The sequence below is a fragment of the Devosia enhydra genome (assembly GCF_900119845.1).
Classification (GTDB): Bacteria; Pseudomonadota; Alphaproteobacteria; order Rhizobiales; family Devosiaceae; genus FPKU01.
Genome location: NZ_FPKU01000002.1, coordinates 649,246 through 670,927 on the forward strand (window position 1 = coordinate 649,246; position 21,682 = coordinate 670,927).

Annotated in this window: 17 protein-coding genes; 6 read left to right on the forward strand and 11 right to left on the reverse strand. The window is 66.2% G+C overall.

Annotation, left to right across the window (positions count from 1 at the left end; genetic code table 11):
* Positions 1-63 precede the first annotated feature (63 nt).
* From BT183_RS12300 to BT183_RS20260, 3 genes are read left to right on the forward strand one after another with little or no spacing between them, the layout of a single operon-like run.
* Positions 64-516, forward strand: a complete 453-nt coding sequence (locus BT183_RS12300) for a (2Fe-2S)-binding protein (protein ID WP_072343404.1) — start codon at positions 64-66, stop codon at positions 514-516.
* Positions 517-526: 10 nt separating this feature from the next.
* Positions 527-2,830: a xanthine dehydrogenase family protein molybdopterin-binding subunit gene (locus tag BT183_RS12305; RefSeq protein WP_072343407.1), complete on the forward strand. Its 2,304-nt coding sequence runs from the start codon at positions 527-529 to the stop codon at positions 2,828-2,830.
* 49 nt (positions 2,831-2,879) lie between these two features.
* Positions 2,880-3,683 (forward strand): thiosulfate oxidation carrier protein SoxY, encoded by an 804-nt coding sequence (locus tag BT183_RS20260; RefSeq protein ID WP_084603495.1) that lies wholly within the window; start codon positions 2,880-2,882, stop codon positions 3,681-3,683.
* A 15-nt stretch (positions 3,684-3,698) separates the two neighbouring features.
* Here the strand turns inward: BT183_RS20260 and BT183_RS12320 are convergent, their stop codons facing one another.
* From BT183_RS12320 to deoD, 4 genes are all read right to left on the reverse strand, one after another.
* Positions 3,699-4,868, reverse strand: coding sequence for a LysR family transcriptional regulator (locus BT183_RS12320; RefSeq protein ID WP_084603496.1), 1,170 nt, complete (start codon positions 4,866-4,868; stop codon positions 3,699-3,701).
* A 91-nt stretch (positions 4,869-4,959) separates the two neighbouring features.
* Complete coding sequence (locus BT183_RS12325) at positions 4,960-5,799, reverse strand: COG3904 family protein (protein WP_244545322.1); 840 nt, start codon at positions 5,797-5,799, stop codon at positions 4,960-4,962.
* Positions 5,780-7,189 carry a hypothetical protein gene (locus tag BT183_RS12330; RefSeq protein ID WP_072343412.1) on the reverse strand — a complete coding sequence of 470 codons (1,410 nt, stop codon included), beginning with the start codon at positions 7,187-7,189 and terminating at the stop codon, positions 5,780-5,782. Before BT183_RS12330 ends, BT183_RS12325 begins: the two co-directional genes overlap by 20 nt.
* A gap of 430 nt (positions 7,190-7,619) precedes the next feature.
* Positions 7,620-8,333 (reverse strand): purine-nucleoside phosphorylase, encoded by a 714-nt coding sequence (gene deoD, locus BT183_RS12335; protein WP_072343414.1) that lies wholly within the window; start codon positions 8,331-8,333, stop codon positions 7,620-7,622.
* Between the two features lie 152 nt (positions 8,334-8,485).
* On the opposite strand from deoD, the gene BT183_RS12340 reads away from it, so the two are divergent.
* Both BT183_RS12340 and glsA read left to right on the forward strand, forming a co-directional pair.
* Positions 8,486-9,286: a siderophore-interacting protein gene (locus BT183_RS12340; protein ID WP_244545323.1), complete on the forward strand. Its 801-nt coding sequence runs from the start codon at positions 8,486-8,488 to the stop codon at positions 9,284-9,286.
* Positions 9,287-9,426: 140 nt separating this feature from the next.
* A complete protein-coding gene (glsA, locus tag BT183_RS12345; protein WP_072343419.1) occupies positions 9,427-11,232 on the forward strand; it encodes a glutaminase A in 1,806 nt (601 codons plus the stop codon).
* Positions 11,233-11,358: 126 nt separating this feature from the next.
* On the opposite strand, the gene BT183_RS12350 is transcribed toward glsA, so the two are convergent.
* The 7 genes from BT183_RS12350 to BT183_RS12380 all read right to left on the reverse strand — a co-directional run bounded on the left by BT183_RS12350 (position 11,359) and on the right by BT183_RS12380 (position 20,920).
* Positions 11,359-13,503 (reverse strand): sodium-translocating pyrophosphatase, encoded by a 2,145-nt coding sequence (locus tag BT183_RS12350; protein ID WP_072343422.1) that lies wholly within the window; start codon positions 13,501-13,503, stop codon positions 11,359-11,361.
* Between the two features lie 144 nt (positions 13,504-13,647).
* A complete protein-coding gene (locus BT183_RS12355; protein ID WP_425290575.1) occupies positions 13,648-13,977 on the reverse strand; it encodes a DUF167 family protein in 330 nt (109 codons plus the stop codon).
* 15 nt (positions 13,978-13,992) lie between these two features.
* On the reverse strand, positions 13,993-14,283 hold the full coding sequence (locus tag BT183_RS12360) for a YggT family protein (protein WP_072343427.1): 291 nt from the start codon (positions 14,281-14,283) through the stop codon (positions 13,993-13,995).
* Positions 14,284-14,636: 353 nt separating this feature from the next.
* Positions 14,637-15,254 carry a DedA family protein gene (locus tag BT183_RS12365; protein WP_072343429.1) on the reverse strand — a complete coding sequence of 206 codons (618 nt, stop codon included), beginning with the start codon at positions 15,252-15,254 and terminating at the stop codon, positions 14,637-14,639.
* Positions 15,255-15,345: 91 nt separating this feature from the next.
* Positions 15,346-17,160, reverse strand: coding sequence for a translational GTPase TypA (typA, locus tag BT183_RS12370; protein ID WP_072343431.1), 1,815 nt, complete (start codon positions 17,158-17,160; stop codon positions 15,346-15,348).
* A 287-nt stretch (positions 17,161-17,447) separates the two neighbouring features.
* Entirely contained in the window at positions 17,448-19,562 is a 2,115-nt protein-coding gene (locus BT183_RS12375; RefSeq protein WP_072343434.1) for an EAL domain-containing protein, read from the reverse strand.
* A gap of 131 nt (positions 19,563-19,693) precedes the next feature.
* Positions 19,694-20,920 (reverse strand): argininosuccinate synthase, encoded by a 1,227-nt coding sequence (locus BT183_RS12380; RefSeq protein WP_072343437.1) that lies wholly within the window; start codon positions 20,918-20,920, stop codon positions 19,694-19,696.
* A gap of 110 nt (positions 20,921-21,030) precedes the next feature.
* On the opposite strand from BT183_RS12380, the gene BT183_RS12385 reads away from it, so the two are divergent.
* The gene (locus BT183_RS12385) at positions 21,031-21,678 is read left to right on the forward strand and encodes a LysE family translocator (RefSeq protein WP_072343440.1); all 648 of its coding nucleotides are present in this window, start codon (positions 21,031-21,033) and stop codon (positions 21,676-21,678) included.
* Positions 21,679-21,682 lie beyond the last annotated feature (4 nt).

The window sequence follows — 21,682 nt, forward strand, 5'->3', positions numbered from 1 at the left end:
ATGAAGCTGTGAAAGGCTCCAACGCGCATTCATCGCCATAATCGTCGTAAAGGGAGTGAGGGGATGGCAGTAACAATCAATGTCAATGGCCAGTCGCACGAGGTCGATGCTGATCCATCAATGCCGCTTCTGTGGGTATTGCGTGACAAGATCGGCCTGACCGGCACCAAATATGGCTGCGGCATCAACCAGTGCGGCGCCTGTACCGTGCATATAGACGGGCAGGCGGTCCGCTCCTGCAACACCCCGCTTGCCCGCGCCGTCGGGCAGTCGGTCGTTACCATCGAGGGCCTGTCGGCCGATTCCAGCCATCCCGTGCAGCGGGCGTGGACCGAGCTCAACGTGGCGCAATGCGGCTATTGCCAATCGGGTCAGATGATGGCCGCCGCGGCGCTTCTGGCGCAAAGCCCCAATCCAACCGACGCCCAGATCGACCAGGCGATGGACAATGTGTGCCGGTGCGGCACCTATCTGCGCATTCGTTCGGCGGTGCATCGCGCCGCGGAACTGGCCTGAGGAGGACCCGATGGCACTCATGGGAAAACTTGCAATCCGCCACCGCCCGCTTTCGGTCAACCGTCGGCAGTTTGTTCTCTCGACGCTCGCTCTTGGCGGCGGGCTGATGATCGGGCTTACGCCCTATCGCGAGAGCATGGCCGCGACCAGCGCCAAGCCCTGGGAAGGCGGTGAGGGCACGGAGTTCACCGCCTATCTCTCCATCGGCCCGGACAATATCGTCACGGTGCGGTCCACGACGCCCGACATCGGCAACGGGACGTTCACGGCCAACCCGATGATCATATCGGAGGAATTGCCGCTCGACTGGTCGCTGGTCCGGGGCGAGTACATTCCCCCCGAGCGCGATCTCGCCGAAGGTGGAAAATATTCGACCTCGGGCTATCTCGCCTATTTCTCCGGCCGGTCGACGGAGCCCGAGAAACTGCATGAACTCCTTCAGCTTGCCGCCAGCACCCGCGAGCGGCTGCGGCAGGCGGCGGCCGAGGAGTGGAGCGCCGCGGTCGCCGACGTGACGGTGGAAGAGGGCAGGCTGCGGCATGCCGACGGCCGCACCCTCACCTATGGCGAGGTGGCCGAAAAGGCCGCCACCGTGGAACTGGCCGAGGAGCCGGCGCCCAAGCCACGCGCCGACTGGGCCGTCCTTGGCAAGCAGTCTCGCAACAAGCTGCAGATGCCGATGATCATGAACGGCTCGACCGTCTATGGCATCGACCTCAAATTGCCCGGCATGGTCTATGCGGCCCTCCGGCAGTCGCCGGTGCAGGGCGGGCGCCTCAAGAGCTATGATTTCGAAGCGGTGCGTGGCCTGTCCGGCGTGCGCGGCGTCGCGGTGGTCGACCCCGACGAACCCCGGGCCGGCCTGCCCGAGGGCTTTCGTGCGCCGTTTGGTCTCACGGCCAGCCAGAATGGCCCGCAGGCCGCCATCGCGGTGATCGCCGACAGCTACTGGGAAGCCCAGACCGCCCTCGACCTGATGCCCGTCGAGTGGGAGGCGGGCGAGGGCGCGCGCTGGACCAGCACCCAGACCTTCTATGACCACCTCTCGGATCGGCTGACCAATCCGGTCGACCCCAACATCGTGGTTGCCGAGGGCGATGCGGAGGCCGAGATCGGCGACGCGGCCGATGTGGAGGCCGAATTCCTGACGCCCTACATGGACCACTTCACCATGGAGCCGCTGAACGGAACGGCGCTCGTCGAGGCCGATCGCCTCGAGATGTGGCTGCCCACCCAGCACACCCAGCAGGCTCTGTTCGTGGGTGCCGACGAAACCGGGCTCCATCCCGAGAAGGTGCTGGTCAACCAGACCTGGGTCGGAACCGGCTTCGGTCGGCGTGTCTACAATGATGACACCCGCATGGTCGTGGCCGTGGCCAAGACGATGCCCGGGGTCCCGGTCAAGGTCGTCTGGTCGCGCGAGGAATCGATGCGGCAGGGGCGTTACCGCCAGGTAATGGCGGGGCGGTTTACCGCAAAGCTCGACGAGAGCGGCATGCCAAAGGCAATCAAATCGAGCATCGCCGGCGCCGGGGCTGGCCATATGGGCATCGCCAACTCGCCCTACAGGCTCGCCGTACCCAACTGGCTGATCCAGACCCAGAACGTCAACTCGAACCTTCTGACCGGGCCCTGGCGCGGGCCGGGCTGGAACTCGAACTGCTTCATGCTGGAAAGCTTCATCAACCAGTGCGCCGAAAAGGCGGGAATCGACGCCATCGAATACCGCAAGACGCTCCTGGCGGAATTCGAGGATCCCGCCTGGATCAGGCTTCTGGACCTCGTCAAGGAAAAGTCCGGCTGGGGCACCGATCAGGGTCGCGGTATTGCGCAGGGCGTGGCCATCGGCAACTGGGGCATGGGCGGGTATTCATCGACCGCGCCGGTCGGCTTCTCGGGCACCACGGTCGCGACGGTCGTTACCGCCGAAGTCTCGAGACGCGGCGATATCTACATTCCGCGCGTCGATCTGGCCGTCGATCTGGGCAGCCTGATCAATGAGGATGCGGTGCGCCAGATGCTGGAAGGGGGCGTGGTCATGACCCTTGGCGCGGCCATGCATGAGGAGATCAACCTCAATAATGGCCGCGTGGTCGAAGGCAATCTCGACAGCTATCGCCTGGCCCGGCAGAACGATCCCTCCCTGCCGCTCGAGATCCATGTCCATTTCGAGGGGCTTTCCAATGGCGAGCGCTTCTCGGAGGCCGGCGAGCCGCCCATGGGACCGCCGCCTCCGGCACTCGCCCATGCCGTCTACAAGCTGACCGGACAGTGGCTCAACCGCATGCCGTTCGGCCGGCAGAATCTGGCGTGACAGCACCCATGGAGGCCGGCCCCGCTCCGGCCCTCCACCGGAGAGCCCGATGGCCTTGATCCCGCAGATGTCACGGCGCCGGTTCCTGCTCGGGACCGGCGCCGCGCTGCTGGCCGCACCGCAGCCCGCACGCGCCAGAGAGAGCGATGTCGCCTACGAGATCCGCCAGATCACCCGTGGCGCGCCGGTGGCGGAGGGCGCCATCAGCATCCAGCTGCCCGCCCATAGCGATGCCGGCACGGTGGTGCCGTTCGGCTTCGAGATCGACGCCGATCCGGCCCGGGGCCCTGTCGCCGTGCATGTCTTTGCCACAGAAAACCCCCGGCCGAAGGTGCTGTCGGCCCGATTCATGGCAGGTGCCGCGCGTCCCGTGCTCTCGACGCGTATCAGGCTCGATGGCTCGCAGCGTGTCGTGGTGCTGGCGGGGATGCCCGATGGCAGCTTCCGGCAGGCGGAAGCCAGCATCGGCGTCACATTCGGGGCCTGCGCCAATGCCGGGCCGGGATCTGCCCTTGCCGATGATTTCGTTCCCCGGCCGCGCATCTCGGTGCCCGCTACGGCACGCGCCGGCGATGCTGCGACGGTACGGTCGCTCATATCCCATCCCATGGAAACCGGCCTGCGGCTCGGTCCCAACAATCAGTGGGTGCCCCTGCGCATCATCGAGCGCATGTCATGTCTTGTCGACGGGCAGGAAGCGGTCCGCATCAATCCCGAGCCGGCGGTTTCCACCAATCCCTATTTCGCCTTCGAGATCCGGCCACTCCGGACTGGCCCCGTCGGCTTCGAATGGCTGGAGACGGGCGGCAGGGTCTACCGCGAAGAGGCCGAACTGACGCTCCTGCCCGCCTGATCGGCGGACTGGTCTCTAGCGCTGCAGCTCTCCGGTGGGCAGCAGAGAAGCCTGCCTTTCGCGGCGCCACTGCGCGAGATTGGCCTTGCAGTCGGCAGCCGTGATCACGGATGTCGGCATCATGTGCGTGCTGAATTCCATCCGGGCGAAGGAGACCAGAGCGTCGCGAAACGCCGAAAAGGCGGGAATGCTCAGCAGATGCCGCGGCATGGCCAGCACGATATCCTCTCCCATGTGGTCCAGCTCGAAGATGTTGAGACGGTTGAGCGTGCCGGCTTGCAGGCCCGGCAACTGGCTCAGGGGCGTGAGGCAGGTCGCGAGCCCTTCGGCGACGAATTCGATGGCCGCCAGATGCGTGGGGGTCGCGAAATAGGGCATCGCGAACGGCAAATTGGTCCGATACCAGTGCTCGTCTTCCCGCGACGAAACCAGCGCGCCCCTACCCACATCGACATAGCGGGTCAGCGCATCGCCCGGCCCCGGTGGAGGCGCCCGCCGGCACATGAAGGCCTCGGTCATCAGGTCGCGCGAGATCGCACGCGGGGAGACCAGCGCGACCTTGTCGAAAAAAAGCGGGGTTATGGACAGCGTCGCCTCATCGCTCCTGATGCTGCGGGCGGAGACCACGGCGCAATTGATCTGGTGAAGGTGCAACTGCTCGACGACATCTTCGGAGTTGAGCGCCCAGACCGATTCGAAACGCTTGAAACGAGGGTCCGAGACGGCCATTCGGGCGGCTGCCCCGAGAAAGCGCCCGCGCAATGTCGGAGTGGCCCCGAAACGAAGCACCACCTGGTCGGGAGCAAACTGGCCTGAATGATGCTCGACCATCTGGTTAAGAGATCCCAGCACCTCGCGCGCGCAGCGCAGCCAGTATTCGCCCGCCGGGGTCAGTTCGAGCTCGTTGCCTCGGCCGCGTATGATCAGCTGGGCGCCCAGAACCGCCTCCAGCCGGCTGATATGATGGGACACGGTGGGCTGCGACAGACCCGTTCGACGCGCCGCCTGCGTAATGGAGCCGGCCGTGCCCACTGCGGCGAGTATCTCCAGCTGTTTCAGCGTAAGCGATGCAATGCGACCATCATCCACTGGCAATCTCCCTCCAGAGCACACTATGCAGCGCTTTGTCCGCGGATCAATAGTGGCGCGTTGCCCGAAGCGTAAGGTGACGGTCGTTTGGCGCATGCGGCAGCAGTCATGTAAAGCAGCCTACACCCTGGCGGAGACGACAAGGCTCGTCGTCCGGGGGCGCAGCACCACAACGAGGTGCAGATCCTCAACGGCTCGGCAAACCGGCGAAACGCTGGTCGAGCCTTGTCACGAGCTTCAGATCGACGAGTTCTTCAGGGGAGAAATAGTAAAGGCGATCGGGCGGGGTCTCGAGGGCGTGGACCCAGAGGGTTGGGGCAATGCCCATATCGTCGAGATAGCGCGAGATGCGGGCGGTGGTGGCCTGGGCGTCGGCCATGGCCCGCCGGCTCGAACGCAGGCTGTCGGTGGCCGGATCGGGCGCTTCGGCCGCGTAGATCTGGTGTACCCCGATCGCCGCTTCGGGCGAGGCCTCGCGCTCGGCGCCCCCCGCAAGCACCAGCGGGCAGGACGAGGCGCAGAGGCTGCCGGCAGCGACGCGGGTGATAAAGCCCTTTTCGCGGATGAGCCGGCCCATGGCCAGGGCATCGACCACCGAGCCGCCGGGGGAATCGAGCACCACCGCCTCGACATATTCACCGCGCGCCTCGACTTCCGCGGCAAAGCGCTCCGCGGCGCCCGGATCGATGGTGCCGATAACGGTGAGGAGCCCGCCGGCAGTGAGGGCGATCTGGGCCGGGGCGCGCAGGGTTTCCGGGTCGGTGGTGACGCTCGGGCCGTCAGGGCTTTCGGGCCCCTCGGTCTCGAAGGCGGGCAGGATCGGGGTCTGCGGCGCAAAGAGGCTGGCGGGCTCAAGCCCGGTCAACTCGCCATAATCGAGCCACAGCACGCCGGCGGTTCCGGCGAGGAGCGCGAAGAACGCGACCCGCAGGATGGCGCCATCATCGATGTCGGCGAGCCGCGCCAGACCCCGCCGCGGCGGAGCCTCCTCGACGCCGTCGAAGGCCTCAGGAGCGGACCGGGCCATCGCTGCGCTTGCGCTGGTTGACATCGATGGGGGTCACCACGGCTTCGCTGGCCTCGGCGACAGGATGGGCGGCGGGGGGCGTCTGTGCTGCAACCGGCGCGGCCGGGGGAGGGACGGGGGTCGGCTCGGCCACCACCGCATCGCGCGGGGGCGCCGGTTGCGCGATGGCGGCAAGGGCGCCGAGATTGGCCTCCCCGGGCTTCTGCCCCGTCATGTCCTGATAGAGCCGCAGGGCCCGCAGCATCTCGCCGGCAGAGACGGTATCGGCATCATCGACCGCATTGGCCTCGCGGCGCATGGCATCGTTGACCAGCATCAGCACCAGCACGAGCACCACGGGCAGCAGGTCGATCGAGATGGCACCGGCCCAGGAGGGCAGGAAGTCGCTCCAGTAGCGCAGCACCGCTTCGGCGGTGGAGAGCGGCACGAAGCGGCGCGGTTCGACGCGGGGTTCGGCGAGGATTTCGTCGGCGGCCTGCGAGAGCGCGGCCGATTGCGCGGTGACGGAATCGCGCACGGTCTGCATCACCTGATCCTGCCGCACCACGAGGCTCGCATCCCCGCCATCGGCCACCGGCGCGATGAAGCCCAGTGACAGATCCTGCGCGGCGCGCTTGACCGAGGGGGCGACGCCGGTTTCCTGCAGGGCCGAAATCACTGCCGTCAACTGCACCACTTCTGCGGCGAACTGGTCGGCGCGGGGCTCGACCGGGCCGGGTGCGGAGACCAGCTCGCGCATGCGCGCCAGATGCCCCGAGCCGGTCTCGAACAGGGCTGCAACCTCGGGGCGCGAGCCGGTGATCGAGGCGCCGAGCTCGTTCATCTGCGCGCTCATCTGCGAGAGCAGCTGCACAACGCTGCCGGACCCGGAGGTACCGGTCAGAGCGCCCGAGGCCCGCTCGTCGGCGGCAAGACGGGTGAAGCGCTCGGAGGCGCGCTGCACGTCGGGCAGCAGCGACTGGGCGGCAAGCGCATTGCCATGGGCGGCATCGAGATCCCCGACATAGCCCTCGAGCGTCACGGCCAGATGCTGCTCGAGCGCCGCGGATCCGGCGAGCGCGGCGGCATTGAGCCAGCTCGACATCGCCACGATCATCACGCAGCCGATGGCCATGACGAGGAACATCGCCGCCCGCTGCGCCGCATCGACCACGAGGGGCACGAAGCGCAGCATGAAGCTCCAGAACGCATAGATCGCGACCGACACGGCGGCCGAATAGATGATGGCGGCGAAAAACACGAAGGTGGCGGACCCGTCGAGCAGGCTGCGCACGCCAAGATAGGTGTAGACGCCCGAGGCAAGGGCGAGCACCGCGAGGGCAAACCGCGTCATGGTCTCGACGCCGCGCACCGTTTCGCCGAGGCGCACCACATTGCTCTTGAGCTGCATCGGCACGGCCCTTTCTCGCCCCCGGCCCGGGACCGGACCTTACCCCGACGTTAACACGCCGATGCCGGCAAGAAAGCGGCAGCCGCAGCGAGGGTTAAGACACCCTCGCTGACGTTTGCGTGACGAGAGAGGTGATGATGGTGGGTTTACCGGGTGATGGGGTTGCGTCCCACATTAAGATCGCCATCGTCCGGCATTCTCTGGCTCCTGCGTCCCTCTCCCCGCCAGGGAGAGGGTCAGGGTGAGGGGTCTTGCCGCTTGTGAGAAGCAGGGACCCCGTTTCGCAGGGCTCGCCTATGAACAGATGTTCCTGCTTTCGCATGGACGACCCGGTGGGTGGACAAGTACGGCGCTGCCCGCCCCCATGGTTCAAGACGCGCCGACAGGCGCTCCTCACCTTGAGGACTCTTTGTCGAGGCCTTCCTGGCCCTCAGGCGGCGATGGCGACGTCGAGGGCGATGGTGACCATGTCCCTGAGCGAAGTCTGGCGCTGCTCGGCGTCGATCTCGGCCTTGGTGATGAGGCAGTCGGTCATGGTGCAGATGGTCAGCGCCCGCTTGTCGAAGCGCGCGGCCAGCGTGTAGAGGGCGGCCGCCTCCATCTCCACCCCGATGATGCCATGGGCCGGCAGCGTGCCATAGCCTTCGAGACCCGGCTCGGCATGGTAGAAGATATCGGACGAGAGCATGTTGCCCACATGGTAGCGCATGCCCTTGGCCTCGGCCCGCGCGGCGGCATCGCGCAGGAGGCCGAAATCGCCGATGGGGGCGAAATTATAGGGCCCGAACCGGTCGCGTACGATGCTGCTGTCGGTGGTGGCCGCCTGCGCCAGGATCAGGTCTCGCACCTTGACCCTGGCGTTGAGCCCGCCGCAGGTTCCGACGCGGATCAGCGTTTCGACGCCATAACTGTTGATCAGCTCATGCACATAGATCGAGAGCGAGGGCTGGCCCATGCCCGTGGCCTGCACCGAGACGGGCTTGCCCTGCCAGGTGCCGGTGAAGCCGAGGCAGTTGCGCACGCTGTTGACCTGCCGCACATCGGCAAGGAACGTCTCGGCGATCCATTTGGCGCGCAGCGGATCGCCCGGCAAAAGAACGGCCGGGGCATAATCACCGGGCTTGGCGTGGTTGTGCGGCGTCATCGGGGCAGCATCCTCCTGTTCGTGTCGCGGACAAGGATAGCCGCCCCGGGCAGGCGGGGACAGCCCCCACACGGACCGGAGGGCACGGGGTGGCCCTTGTCGCGGCCTGAGGGGAGCGCTAAATCCTGATCATGACAATCAGGAAAAAGATGATGGACCGCACCCTCCAGCGCCTGCGCCACGATACCCGCATCCGCATTCTCGAGGTCGTCGGGGTCCACGACATCACCCCGCGCATGCGCCGCATCACGCTGTCGGGCGCCGATCTTGCCGGATTTTCGAGCCCCGGCCATGCCGACCATGTGAAAGTGTTCTTCCCCGAGCCCGGCAAGGCACCGGTGCTGCCCGAGCTGGGGCCCAACGGGCTGCAGTTTCCCGCAGGCCAGCCGCGTCCGCAGATGCGCGATTATACGCCGCGCCTCCACGATCCTGTCGCCAACACCCTCGCCATCGATTTCGTGCTGCATGGCGATGGTCCGGCGGCAAGCTGGGCGGCCAATGCCGCGATCGGGCAGAAGCTCGTTATCGGCGGGCCGCGCGGCTCGCTGATCGTGCCTTTTGCCTTTGACTGGTATTTCCTCGCCGGCGACGAGGCGGGGCTTCCCGCCATAGCGCGCCGCCTCGAGGAGTTGCCGCAAGGGGCAAAGGCGGTGGCCGTGATCGAGGTGGCCGATGCCGGCGAGGAGCAGCCGATTGCCACGCGCGCCGATCTTGCCCTCATCTGGGTGCATCGCAATGGAGCGCCGGCGGGAACGGGGACGCATCTGCTCGATGCGGTGGCCGCGCTCGGCGCGCTGCCGCAGGGCGATGCCTATGGCTTTATTGCCGGCGAAGCCAATGCTGCAAGGGCGCTGCGCGCCCATCTCGTAGAGGTGCGCGGCTTCAACCCCGAATGGGTCAAGGCGGCCGGCTACTGGCTCCTGGGTGTCGCCGACGCGCATGAGCCTCATTGAGCCGAAGCGATCGCGGTCTTCAGGGCCCTGCCGGCGGCGAATGGCTGCCATCCGCCGGCCGGGCCATCCTCGGTGATTGCCTCGCCGCGCGCCGTCCCCTAACGTCCCCCATTTGGGGGCAACGGACGGATTTGAGCACCATGGCATTTGCCTTGCCGGTCGATTCCTATCTGCAGACACTTCACGACAGGCACAAGGCGAACCGAACCGGCAAGCTGGCCGATTACATCCCGGAACTGACGCGCATCGCGCCCGATCTCTTCGGGCTCGCCTTCGTCACCATGGACGGGCACATCTACGAGGCTGGCGACACCAAGGCGCGCTTCACCATCCAGTCCATCTCCAAGCCGCTGATCTACGGCATGGCGCTCGAGGAGCATGGCCGCGAGGCGGTGCTCAAGCGCATCGGGGTGGAGCCCTCGGGCGAAGCCTTCAACTCCATCGCCTTTGACGAGCGCAACAACCGCCCTTTCAACCCGATGGTCAATGCCGGGGCGATCGCGGCGACCGCGCTGGTCAAGGGCGCCGACCATGCCGAGCGTTTCGCGCGCATCCTCGAGACTTTCGAGCGCTTCGTGGGCCGCCGGCTCGAGATCGACGAGGATGTCTATCGCTCCGAAAGCCTCACAGGCCACCGCAACCGCGCCATCGCCTATCTCGAGCTCAATTTCGGCATGATCGACGGGGATGTCGATGCCCATCTCGATCTCTATTTCCGGCAATGCTCGCTGCTGGTGGATACGGTGGACCTGGCACTGATCGGGGCGACGCTCGCCAATGGCGGGGTCAATCCGGTGACCGGGGAGCGCGCGCTTTCGTCTGACAATGTGCGCGCCGTGCTTTCGGTGATGAACACCTGCGGCATGTATGATTATGCCGGGGGCTGGCAGTTCGATGTCGGCCTGCCGGCCAAGAGCGGCGTCGGGGGCGGCATCGCGGCGGTGCTGCCCGGCCATCTGGGCATCGGCACCTTCTCGCCCCGGCTCGATGCGGTGGGCAATTCCGAGCGCGGGGTCAAGGTCTGCGAGGATATCTCGCGCAGCTTCCGGCTGCATCTGTTCGAGGATAGGGGGCAGCGCCAGAGCCCGATCCGCCGCATCTATCGGGGCACCGATATCCGCTCCAGCCGAGTGCGGCGCAGGGCCGAGATCGATGCGCTCGATCATTACGGGCATGCCATCGGGGTGGTCGAGCTGCAGGGGGACGTGCATTTCATGGAAGCCGAGGCGATCACCCGCCGCATCCGCACCGACCTCGGCAGCCTTGCCTGCATCATTCTCGACATGTCGCGCGTGCGCCGGGTGGATGGGGTGGCCGAGGCGCTGCTGGCGAGCTTTGCCGCAGCCTTTGCCGGCTCTGCAACCGAGCTGGCGGTGGTGAGTGGATCGCCCCGCCTGCGGGAGTTGGGCGGGGCCAATGGCTTTCCGGCAGTGGACGAAGCGCTGGAGCATTTCGAGGACGTGCTGCTCGCCCGCGTCATACCCCAGGAGCAGGCGGCACCCGAGCAGGTGCCGATCGAAAGCTTCGCGCTGCTGGCGGAATGGCCCGATGATCTGCGGGCCAGGCTCGCGGGCATCCTCTGTCCACGCGCGGTCAAGGCGGGGGAGGTGCTGATTGCCGCCGGCTCGCAGGCGACAGCGCTGTTTTTCCTCACATCAGGCCGGGTGACCGTGTCGATCGCCGTGGATGGCGGCAAGCGGCGACGCATCAGCACGATCGATCCGGGCAATGTCTTCGGGGAGCTGGCGCTGTTCGGCAGCGCGCGGCGCACAGCCGATGTCATCGCCCAGACCGATGGCGAGGTGCTGCTTCTGTCCGGCGCCACCCTCGCCGATATCGAGGCCAGCGATCCCCGCCTGCACCTGGCGCTCGCCCTGGCCGTGGGCCGCAGCCTCGCCGACCGCCTTGCCCGCGCCAATCGGGAAATCCAGGTGCTGGCGCGTTAAAGCCCAATCCTCGGTCGTGTCACGTTTCCGGATGGCGGAGCGGCTTCCGCGATCTTTCGCGGAGCTCTGAATACAAGAAGAGAGCCGGTCGGCGACCGGCCCTCTCCCTCAGGCGCAGAGTCCGGCTCACCCCAGATGGGCGAGCACGGCGATGAGCAGCAGGGCCACGATGTTGGTGATCTTGATCATCGGGTTGACGGCCGGGCCGGCCGTGTCCTTGTAGGGATCGCCGACGGTGTCGCCGGTCACCGAGGCCTTGTGGGCGTCCGAACCCTTGTAATGGGTCACCCCCTGGCTGTCGGTGAAGCCATCCTCGAAGCTCTTCTTGGCATTGTCCCAGGCGCCGCCGCCCGCCGTCATCGAGATGGCGACGAAAAGGCCGGTGACGATCACGCCCATGAGCATGGCCCCGAGCGCCGAGAAGGCCGCGGCGGCCCCGGCGATCCAGTAGATCGCGGCAAAGATCGCGATGGGCGAGAGCACCGGCAGCAGCGAGGGCACGATCATTTCCTTGATCGCGGCCTTGGTCAGCATATCCACGGCGCGGGCATAGTCGGGCTTGGATGTGCCCGCCATGATGCCGGGATCGGCCTTGAACTGGCGCCGCACCTCGACCACCACCGACTGGGCGGCGCGGCCCACGGCGGTCATCGACATGCCTCCGAAGAGGAAGGGCAGGAGCCCGCCGAACAGCAGGCCCACCACGACATAGGGGTCGGCCAGCGAGAAGGTGAGCGTGCCCATGCCGGCAAAGATCGCCGGGGCATCGGGCAGGCCGGCGAAGTAGATCAGGTCCTGCGTATAGGCGGCAAAGAGCACGAGCGCCCCGAGGCCTGCCGAACCGATGGCATAGCCCTTGGTGACGGCCTTGGTGGTGTTGCCCACGGCATCGAGCGCATCGGTGTTCTTGCGCACCTCCTTGGGCAGGCCGGCCATTTCGGCGATGCCGCCGGCATTGTCGGTCACCGGGCCGAAGGCGTCGAGCGCCACGATCATGCCGGCCAGCGCCAGCATGGTGGTGACGGCAAAGGCGATGCCGAAGAGCCCCGCCAGATTGTAGGTGACGATGATGCCGACGATGATGACCAGCGCCGGCAGGGCGGTGGATTCGAGTGAGACGGCGAGGCCCTGGATGACGTTGGTGCCGTGCCCGGTCACCGAGGCCTCGGCGATGGAGTTGACCGGCCGCTTGTTGGTGCCGGTGTAATATTCGGTGATGACGATGATGAGGCCGGTGATCACGAGACCGGCCACCCCGCACCAGAACAAGCTCCAGGGCGTGAAGGTCGCGGTCGAGGTGGCGATCGCGGCATTCATGTTGCCGAACACCATCCAGAGCACTGGCACCAGCGCCACGAGCGAGAGCACGCCGGTGGCGATGAGCCCCTTGTAGAGGGCGTTCATGATGTTGTTGTCGCCACCCAGCTTGACGAAATAGGTGCCGATGATCGAGGTGATGACGCAGGCCCCGCCGATGGCGAGAGGCAGAACCATGCCCATGAGGCGGAATTCCTCGGGCAGCACGATGGCTGCCAGCACCATGGTGGCGACGGCGGTGACCACATAGGTCTCGAACAGGTCAGCGGCCATGCCGGCGCAGTCCCCGACATTGTCGCCCACATTGTCGGCGATGGTGGCGGGGTTGCGCGGATCATCCTCGGGGATGCCGGCTTCCACCTTGCCCACCATGTCGCCGCCGACATCGGCGCCCTTGGTGAAGATGCCGCCGCCCAGTCGCGCGAAGATCGAGATCAGCGAGGCGCCGAAGCCCAGAGCCACCAGCGCATCGATCACGGTGCGGCTGGTGGGTGCGATGCCCATGAACTGGGTGAGCACGATGAAATAGAGCGTCACGCCCAGAAGGCCGAGGCCGGCGACCAGCAGGCCGGTGACCGCGCCGGACTTGAAGGCGAGATCGAGCCCGCCGGCGAGCGATTTCGTCGCCGCCTGGGCCACGCGCACATTGGCACGCACCGAGACGTTCATGCCGATGAAGCCCGCCACGCCCGAGAGCACGGCGCCGATGAGGAAGCCGATGGCGGCGTGACCGCCTAAAAGCACGAAGGCCAGAATGAAGATCACGACGCCGACGATGGCGATGGTGATGTACTGGCGCCGGAGATAGGCCGAGGCGCCTTCGCGCACCGCCGCCGAAATCTCCTGCATGCGGGCCGAGCCGGCATCCGCTGCCATGAGGGCGCGGGTCGTCACCACGCCATAAACAATCGAAAGCGCGCCTGCGCCCACGATCAGCCAGAGCAATAAAGTCACCTAGAACCCCCTCGGTCCCTGTCTCCCCAGGCCGATGGGCGGCGGTGAATCGCCTCCCAGCGTCCCTCCAGGTTTGAGAGTGCCGAATCATTGCCGGCTACGCAATTGGAATCGCGATGATTTGCCGCAGCGTCGGGCGGCGGCTCAGTCCGGGGTGACGAGCGCCATGATCCGCTCCGCCAGCATCGTGGGATCGCCGGTGATGGCGACCTGCTTGATGCGCGCCGTCTCGCCCGAGACGATCGCAAGGCTGGTGCGGGTGAGTCCGAGCCTCTCGGCAAGCAGCGCAAGCACGGCGGCGTTGGCGCGGCCGCGATCCGGCACGGCCCGGACGCGCACGCGCAGCACGCATGTGCCATCGTCACGCGTCTCGATGGCCTCGATCCGGTCCGCCCCGGCATTGGGGGTGACGCGCAGGACAAGCCGAAGCCCGTCCGGCAACAGGCGGAACGGGTGAGGGGGGATTACCGACAGGCGCGCCGCCCAGGCCTAGAACACATTGGGATAGATATAGAGCTCGATCACCCGGCGGATGAGGAAAATGCCGAGGAACACGACGATCGGGGAGAGATCGAGCCCCGAGAAATTCGGCAGCGCCCGGCGGATCGGCCCCAGCACCGGCTCGGTCAGCTGGTTGAGGATGCGCCACACCGTCGCGACGAACTGGTTGCGCGTGTTGACGACGTTGAAGGAGATCAGCCAGCTCATGATGATCATGGCCAGCAGCACCCACCCGTAGATGTCGAGGATGATGAGGATGAGTTCGAGAATGACGCGCATGGAAGGCTCCGGCCACAACTGACCCTATTTAGGGGCTCGCCGGCCAAAGGGCAAACATCCTGGGGCCGTTGGCGCGGAGGCGGAAAGAGAAAGGCCCGCCAGGGGTCAAGCTGACGGGCCTCAAAAGACTGACTGGTGCCCGGTACGCACAACCTTTTCCGGGCACGTCCTCTCAAATGCACGAAGCGTGCCATTAACCATGGCTTTGGGGGTAATTCCGTCGGGGCCCCGGCAGCCGGGGCATAACGGGGTCTGACGGATGGGCAGAGGCGTTAACGCGCCCGGCGCCGCGTTTGCACAATGCGAACGGCGTTGCAGACTGCGAAGCGCGCGTCCGCGGCATTTCTGATGCGTTAAGGCTGTTCGCGCTCAGCGCGGGCCGGCTTCCAGGTGATGACGCGGAAGAGATAGAGCAGCACCACGAGGCCGAGCACGATGTAGCTCAAGGGATCGAGCACCACCTCGATCACATGGTAATGCTCGTGCAGCAGGAACCCCGCCATGGTGAGGAAGGTGTTCCAGATGAGCGCGCCGGCGGTCGAGGCGAGGAGAAAGAGCGGCAGTGGCATGCGCGACAGGCCGGCCGGGATCGAGATCAGCGTGCGGATCAGGGGCACCAGGCGCCCGAAAAGCACGATGATCGGGCCATAGCGCTTGAACCAGGCGACGGCGATGTCGATCTCGTCGGAATTCATCGCCATGAACCGCCCGAAGCGGTCGGCCAGCCATTGCACCCGGGTAAGCCCGAAGATGCGGCCGGCGAAATACCAGGGCAGCATGCCGATCACCGCTCCCAGCGTCGCGGTCGCGAGTACGCCAAAAAGGCTCAGATCGCCATTGGCGGCGGCATAGCCGGCAAAGGGGATGATCAACTCCGACGGGATCGGCGGAAAGAGCGACTCGGCCAGCATCACGAGGAAGATGCCGAGATAGCCGAGCTCGGTGATGGTTCCGATGATCCAGTCGGTCATTGAGCCTCATGCGGATTTGGACGACAGGCCGGAGCCTCGCACGGCCCCGGAGGAAGGCCCCGAAAGGGCCTTCCCGAAGGTGTGGAAAAGCTCAGCTCGCCTTGGAGGCGCGCATCAGCTTCTTGCGCTCATTGGGGTCGAGCGCGATCTTGCGCAGGCGGATCGACTTGGGCGTCACCTCGACATATTCGTCGTCGGCGATATAGCCCAGCGACTGCTCAAGCGTGAGCTTCTTGGGCGGGGTCAGGCGCACCGCCTCGTCCTTGGAGGTGGTGCGGATATTGGTCAGCTGCTTGCCCTTGAGCGCGTTGACCTCGAGGTCGTTCTCGCGCGTGTGCTCGCCGATGATCATGCCCTCGTAGATGTCGACGCCGGGGTCGATCATCATCGGCCCGCGATCTTCGAGGTTCCACATGGCATAGGCCACCGACTGGCCGGTGCCGTTCGAGATCAGCACGCCGGTGCGGCGGCCGGGCAGGGCGCCCTTGTAGGGCTGGTATTCGTGGAACAGGCGGTTGAAGATCGCCGTGCCGCGGGTGTCCGAGAGCAGCTCGGGCTGGTAGCCGATCAGCGAGCGGGTGGGCACGTAAAAGCGCAGGCGCGTACGGCCGACGCCCGAGGGGCGCATGTCGGCAAGTTCGCCCTTGCGCTCGGTGAGCTTCTGGACGACGACGCCCGAATGCTCGTCATCGACGTCGATGATGACTTCCTCGATCGGCTCGAGCTTCTGGCCGTTTTCCTCGCGGATCACGACGCGCGGACGGCCGATGGTCAGCTCGAAGCCTTCGCGGCGCATGTTCTCGATGAGCACGGCGAGCTGGAGTTCGCCGCGGCCGGCGACCTCGAAGCTGTCATTGTCCTCGCCTTCGGTGATCTTGATGGCGACATTGCCTTCGGCCTCGCGCATCAGGCGCTCGCGGATGACGCGGGACTGCACCTTGTCGCCTTCGCGGCCGGCCAGCGGACCGTCATTGATGCGGAAGGTGACCGAGAGGGTGGGCGGGTCGATGGGCAGCGAGGGCAGCGGGGTGTTGACCGAGGGGATGGTCAGGGTGTCGGCCACGGTGGTGGTCTCGAGCCCGGCGATGGCGACGATATCGCCGGCTTCGGCCACATCCACCGGAGTGCGCTCGAGGCCGCGGAAGGCCAGCACCTTGGAGACGCGGCCCTTTTCCACTTCCTTGCCGTCACGGCCGAGCGAATGGATGGCATCGCCGGCCTTGACCGAACCGGAGAACACCCGCCCGGTCAGCACGCGGCCGAGGAACGGGTTGCGCTCGATGGTGGTGACCAGCATGCGGAACGGGCCCTCTTCCACCTTGGGCTCGGGCACGTATTCGATGACCTTGTCGAGGAGCGGCGCCAGGCTTTCCTTGGGGCCCTCGGGCTGGGCCGACATCCAGCCATGCTTGGCGGCGCCGTAGAGCACGGGGAAATCGAGCTGCTCGGGGCTGGCATCGAGCGCGATGAAGAGATCGAAGATCTCCTCTAGCACTTCGAGATGGCGCTCGTCGGGGCGGTCGATCTTGTTGATCGCAACGATGGGGCGCAGGCCCTGCGCCAGGGCCTTGCCCAGAACGAACTTGGTCTGCGGCATCGGGCCTTCGGCGGCGTCCACGAGGATCACCACGCCATCCACCATCGAGAGGATGCGCTCCACCTCGCCGCCGAAATCGGCGTGGCCGGGTGTATCCACGATGTTGATGCGTGTGTCCTTCCAGACCAGCGAGGTGACCTTGGCAAGGATGGTGATGCCGCGCTCGCGCTCGAGGTCGTTGCTGTCCATGGCGCGCTCTTCGACGCGCTGATTGTCACGGAAGGCGCCGGATTGCTTGAGCAGCACGTCGATCAGGGTCGTCTTGCCATGGTCGACGTGCGCGATGATGGCGATGTTCCTGAGGCTCATGTCTTTGTCCCGGGCGTCTGCCCGATTGGGATGGGTCCGGCCGTCCGATGATCGGGGGTCAGGGCGGTCGCGGCACCATGCTGGGTAAGGGCGAGGCCACCTCCGGCGGCCCATTCGCGCGCTGCCTTACAGGAAGTCGCCCTTTCCCACAAGCGTGCCCGGCGCAGGGCTCGCTTGCACAAGCGCGTCAGCAGGGGCTCGCCGGCCGTCGCAGCGGCGGATCCGGCGCCGGAACTCGTCCCCCGTTTCGAGGCAGCGAACCGGTGTCGCCTTCGCTTCACGAGCCCCTAGCGTGCCGATGCGAGGGGATCGCGGGCGAGCAGGCCGGCAATGGCCTCGGGTGGGACGGCGGCAGAGATGAGAAATCCCTGGATCTCGGTCATGCCGTCCTCGCGCATGGCGTCGAGCTGCTCGCGTGTCTCGACGCCCTCGGCGGTGACCTGCATGCCCAGGCTGCGGCCGAGCCCGATGACGGCGCGGATGATGGCGCGGCTGTCGGGCCGGCTTTCGAGATCGCGCATGAAGGAGCGGTCGATCTTGATGCGGTCGAACGGGAAGCTCCGCAGGTAAGAGAGCGAGGAATAGCCGGTGCCGAAATCGTCCATCGAGACGCGTACGCCCAGCGCCCGCAGGCGATGGAGGGTGCGGGCGTTGCTGTCATTGTCGATGAGCAGCAGCGATTCGGTGATTTCGAGCTCGAGCCGGCTCGGCGACAGCCCGCTGTCGGCAAGGGCCTGCTGCACGGTTTCGTAGAGCTGGGGGTTCTTGAACTGCACGGGCGAGAGGTTGACCGCCACGCGCTGCCGGCCCGGCCAGCCGGCCGCCACCTTGCACGCCTCGCGCAAGACCCAGTCCCCGATCGGCACGATCAGCCCCGTCTCCTCGGCGGCGGGAATGAATTCGCCGGGCGAGATTTCGCCGCGCTCGGGATGGTGCCAGCGCAGCAGCGCCTCGAAGCCGGTGATGCGGTTTTCCCGCAGCCCGAAGAGCGGCTGGAAGGCGAGGCGGAAGCTCTTGTCCTCGAGCGCCGTGCGCAGCCCCGTCTCGATGGTGCGGCGCTTCTGGATGGCGGCATCCATGCCCGGCTCGAAGAAGTGAAAGGTCGAGCGGCCCTCGGACTTGGCCTTGTAGAGGGCCAGATCGGCATTCTTCATCAGCGTATCGGCGTCCGACCCATCGTCGGGCGCCAGCGCGATGCCGACGCTGGCGCCGATCGACACGAGGTTGCCCTCGATGGAAAACGGCATCGCCATCGCCTTGACGATGCGGTCGGCCACGGCGGCCGCGTCCGAGGGGCGCTCGATGGGGCGGATCAGCAGGGTGAACTCGTCGCCCCCGATGCGGGCCAGCACGTCGTTTTCGCGCGTCGTGCCCCAGAGTCGCGCCGAGGCCTGCTTGAGCAGCGCATCGCCCACCGCATGGCCCAGCGTGTCGTTGATGAGCTTGAAATGGTCGAGATCGACGCACAGCACCGCCGCTTTCTCCCCCCGCTCGATCAGCGGCTCGATCGCCGCCATCTCCTCGAGGAACTGGATGCGGTTGGGCAGCTCCGTCAGTGCGTCGTGGCGCGCGAGGTGGCGGATGCGGGCTTCCTGCTGCCGCTGCTCGGTGATGTCCTCATGAGTGGTGACCCAGCCGCCATCGCGGGTGGGGTGGTGCTGCACCATGATGGTGCGGTTCCTGAACTCGTGCACCGTCTTGCCGAACTCGCCATTGGCGATCATCGTCCGGCGCCAGCGCAGATAGGCATCGGGCGCGGTGCCGGGGTTCATGCCCTGGGCGAACAGATACGCCATGATCGCATCGAAGGTGGTGCCGGGGGCAAGGAGCGTCTCGGGCAGCTCGTAGATGCGCTGGAAGGGCTGGTTCGATATCACCAGCCGCCCCATGGCATCGAACATCGAGAGGCCCTGAGAGATGTTGTTGACCGCTGCGTCGAGCCGCATGTTCTGCCGTTCGAGCTCGCGCTTGCGGCGCTGGACGAGTTCGCTGGTGGCGATCTCCTCGGTCACGTCCTCATGGGTCACGACCCAGCCCAGGCCCGGCGCGAAGACATGGCCGGTCTCGATGACGCGGCCGCCCGAAGCCCGCTCCTGGCTCTTGGCGCGCGCGCCGCCGCGATTGTCGAGCAATTCCTTTTTGTAGGCGGTGAGGAACGCCTCGGCGCTGAGGCCGGGATGGTTGCCAAGCTCGATCGAGAGCCGGACCACGGCATCGAGCGGCATGCCGAGCGTGATGCGATCCGGCGGGAAGCCATAAAGGCTGCAATAATTGCGGTTCCACATGACGAGCCGGAAATCCGGGCTCCACACGCAAAAGCCATAAGGCATGGTTTCGAGCGCGGCATCGAGCAGCAGCGCTTCATCGGACCGGAAGGCGGTGCCGAGCTCCGTCGCGATCACCGTGGGGGCGTCCTCATGGCCGTGGGCATGATGGAATTTACGCTAAGGAGCGTCGCTTAAGAAGGCTTAAAGCAAGACAGCGAAGTTGATCGCGCCCTCCCAGCGGAAGAGCGCGATCGACTTGATTGACTTTACTTGCGCGCGGCAGCGGCGTTGCGGGCCGCCCAGGTCTTGAGCCTCAGGCCATTGAGGCGGATGAAGCCTTCAGCATCGTGATGGTCATAGGCCACCGCGCCTTCCTCGAAGGTCACGAGATCCATCGAGTAGAGCGAGTTGGGCGAGGTGCGCGCGATGACGCTGGCCGAACCCTTGTAGAGCTTGACCGTCACTTCGCCCGCCACATACTCCTGGCTCTTGTCGATGAGCGCCTGCAGCATCTCGCGCTCAGGGCTGAACCAGAAGCCGTTATAGATGAGCTCGGCATATTTGGGCATCAGCTCATCCTTGAGATGCGCCTCACCGCGATCGAGCGTGATCGATTCGATGCCGCGATGCGCCGCCAGCAGGATAGTGCCGCCCGGGGTTTCGTAGAGCCCGCGGCTCTTCATGCCCACGAAGCGGTTTTCGACGAGGTCGAGCCGGCCCACGCCATGCTTGCCGCCCAGCTCGTTGAGCTTGGTGAGCAGCTCGGCCGGCGACAGCGCCACGCCATTGACCGAGACGGCATCGCCCTTCTCGAACCCGATGGTGATGATTTCGGGCTGGTCGGGCGCCTTTTCCGGATCGACGGTGCGCTGGGGCACATAGTCGGGGAAGGGCACGGCCGGGTCTTCGAGCACCATGCCTTCGGAGGAGGTGTGCAAGAGGTTGGCATCCACCGAGAAGGGCGCCTCGCCGCGCTTGTCCTTGGCGATGGGGATCTGGTGCTGCTCGGCATAGCTCAGAAGCGCGGTGCGCGAGCGCAGATCCCATTCGCGCCACGGTGCGATGACCTTGAGGCCCGGCATCAGCGCATTGGCTGTCAGTTCGAACCGCACCTGGTCGTTGCCCTTGCCGGTAGCGCCATGGGCGATGGCGTCGGCGCCGGTCTCGCGCGCGATCTCGACGAGGTGCTTGGCGATCACCGGGCGGGCGATCGAGGTGCCGAGCAGGTACTGGCCCTCATAAAGCGCGTTGGCGCGGAACATCGGGAACACGAAGTCGCGCACGAATTCCTCGCGCACATCGACGATGCGGATATCCTTGAGGCCGAACATCTCGGCCTTCTTGCGGGCCGGCTCGAGTTCCTCGCCCTGGCCGAGGTCGGCGGTGAAGGTGACGATCTCGGCCTGGTAGTGCTCCTGCAGCCACTTCAGCATGATCGAGGTGTCGAGGCCGCCCGAATAGGACAGCACGATTTTCTTGATATCTTTGGCCATGGTTTGGTTCAGCCCGTTTGAGGGGGCGCGCCGGCCCCGGAATTCGGCGGCACCCTAGTCAGCAAGCCGCGCGCGTGCAATTGTCCGGCCGCAAAATTCCGGACCCCGCCATGCCGACCTTCCTGCCCGACCTGTCGGTCATCCTCGCCTTCGCGCTCGCCACCATCGTGCTCGCCATCACGCCGGGCCCGGACATGGCGCTGCAGATTTCGCGCGCCGTCAATTACGGGCGGGCCCATGGTATGGCAACGGCGGCGGGGGCGATGTCGGGCATTCTCGTGCACACCATGCTGGTGGCGCTCGGTATCTCGGTGCTGATCGTGGCGGCGCCGGCTGCCTTCTTCGTGCTCAAGATCGTCGGGGCCGGTTATCTGCTGTGGCTGGCCTGGCAGGCGCTGCGCCATGGCGGGGGCATCCGCGTGGCGCAGAAGGCGCCGCGCACGCCTTCGGTGCTGGAGAGCTATCTGACCGGGGTGGGCATCAACCTGCTCAACCCGAAGGTCGTGCTGTTCTTCATCACCTTCCTGCCCCAGTTCGTCGATCGGCACGATCCGGCGGCGCCGCAGAAGCTCATCTTTCTGGGGCTCGAATTCATCATCGTCTCGATCCCGCTGGCGGTGGCGACCGTCCTGGCGGCCGGCGCGCTGGCCGGCATCCTCACCCGCAACGTGGTGGTGCAGCGGGCGTTGAACTGGACGTTCGCGGCCGTGTTCACCGCCTTTGCCGCCACGATCCTGTTTGCCGAAGCGCGCAAGTGAGCCG

Excerpts from the sequence above, each read along its gene's own strand:
- deoD (WP_072343414.1), bottom strand. The coding sequence starts at position 8,333 with ATGACGCCGCACAACCACGCCAAGCCCGGTGATTATGCCCCGGCCGTT.
- BT183_RS20260 (WP_084603495.1), top strand. The coding sequence starts at position 2,880 with ATGGCCTTGATCCCGCAGATGTCACGGCGCCGGTTCCTGCTCGGGACC.
- BT183_RS12300 (WP_072343404.1), top strand. The coding sequence starts at position 64 with ATGGCAGTAACAATCAATGTCAATGGCCAGTCGCACGAGGTCGATGCT.
- BT183_RS12305 (WP_072343407.1), top strand. The coding sequence starts at position 527 with ATGGCACTCATGGGAAAACTTGCAATCCGCCACCGCCCGCTTTCGGTC.
- BT183_RS12380 (WP_072343437.1), bottom strand. The coding sequence starts at position 20,920 with ATGGCCAAAGATATCAAGAAAATCGTGCTGTCCTATTCGGGCGGCCTC.
- BT183_RS12320 (WP_084603496.1), bottom strand. The coding sequence starts at position 4,868 with ATGCGCCAAACGACCGTCACCTTACGCTTCGGGCAACGCGCCACTATT.
- BT183_RS12325 (WP_244545322.1), bottom strand. The coding sequence starts at position 5,799 with ATGGCCCGGTCCGCTCCTGAGGCCTTCGACGGCGTCGAGGAGGCTCCG.
- typA (WP_072343431.1), bottom strand. The coding sequence starts at position 17,160 with ATGAGCCTCAGGAACATCGCCATCATCGCGCACGTCGACCATGGCAAG.
- BT183_RS12365 (WP_072343429.1), bottom strand. The coding sequence starts at position 15,254 with ATGACCGACTGGATCATCGGAACCATCACCGAGCTCGGCTATCTCGGC.
- BT183_RS12360 (WP_072343427.1), bottom strand. The coding sequence starts at position 14,283 with ATGCGCGTCATTCTCGAACTCATCCTCATCATCCTCGACATCTACGGG.
- BT183_RS12385 (WP_072343440.1), top strand. The coding sequence starts at position 21,031 with ATGCCGACCTTCCTGCCCGACCTGTCGGTCATCCTCGCCTTCGCGCTC.
- BT183_RS12340 (WP_244545323.1), top strand. The coding sequence starts at position 8,486 with ATGGACCGCACCCTCCAGCGCCTGCGCCACGATACCCGCATCCGCATT.
- BT183_RS12330 (WP_072343412.1), bottom strand. The coding sequence starts at position 7,189 with ATGCAGCTCAAGAGCAATGTGGTGCGCCTCGGCGAAACGGTGCGCGGC.
- glsA (WP_072343419.1), top strand. The coding sequence starts at position 9,427 with ATGGCATTTGCCTTGCCGGTCGATTCCTATCTGCAGACACTTCACGAC.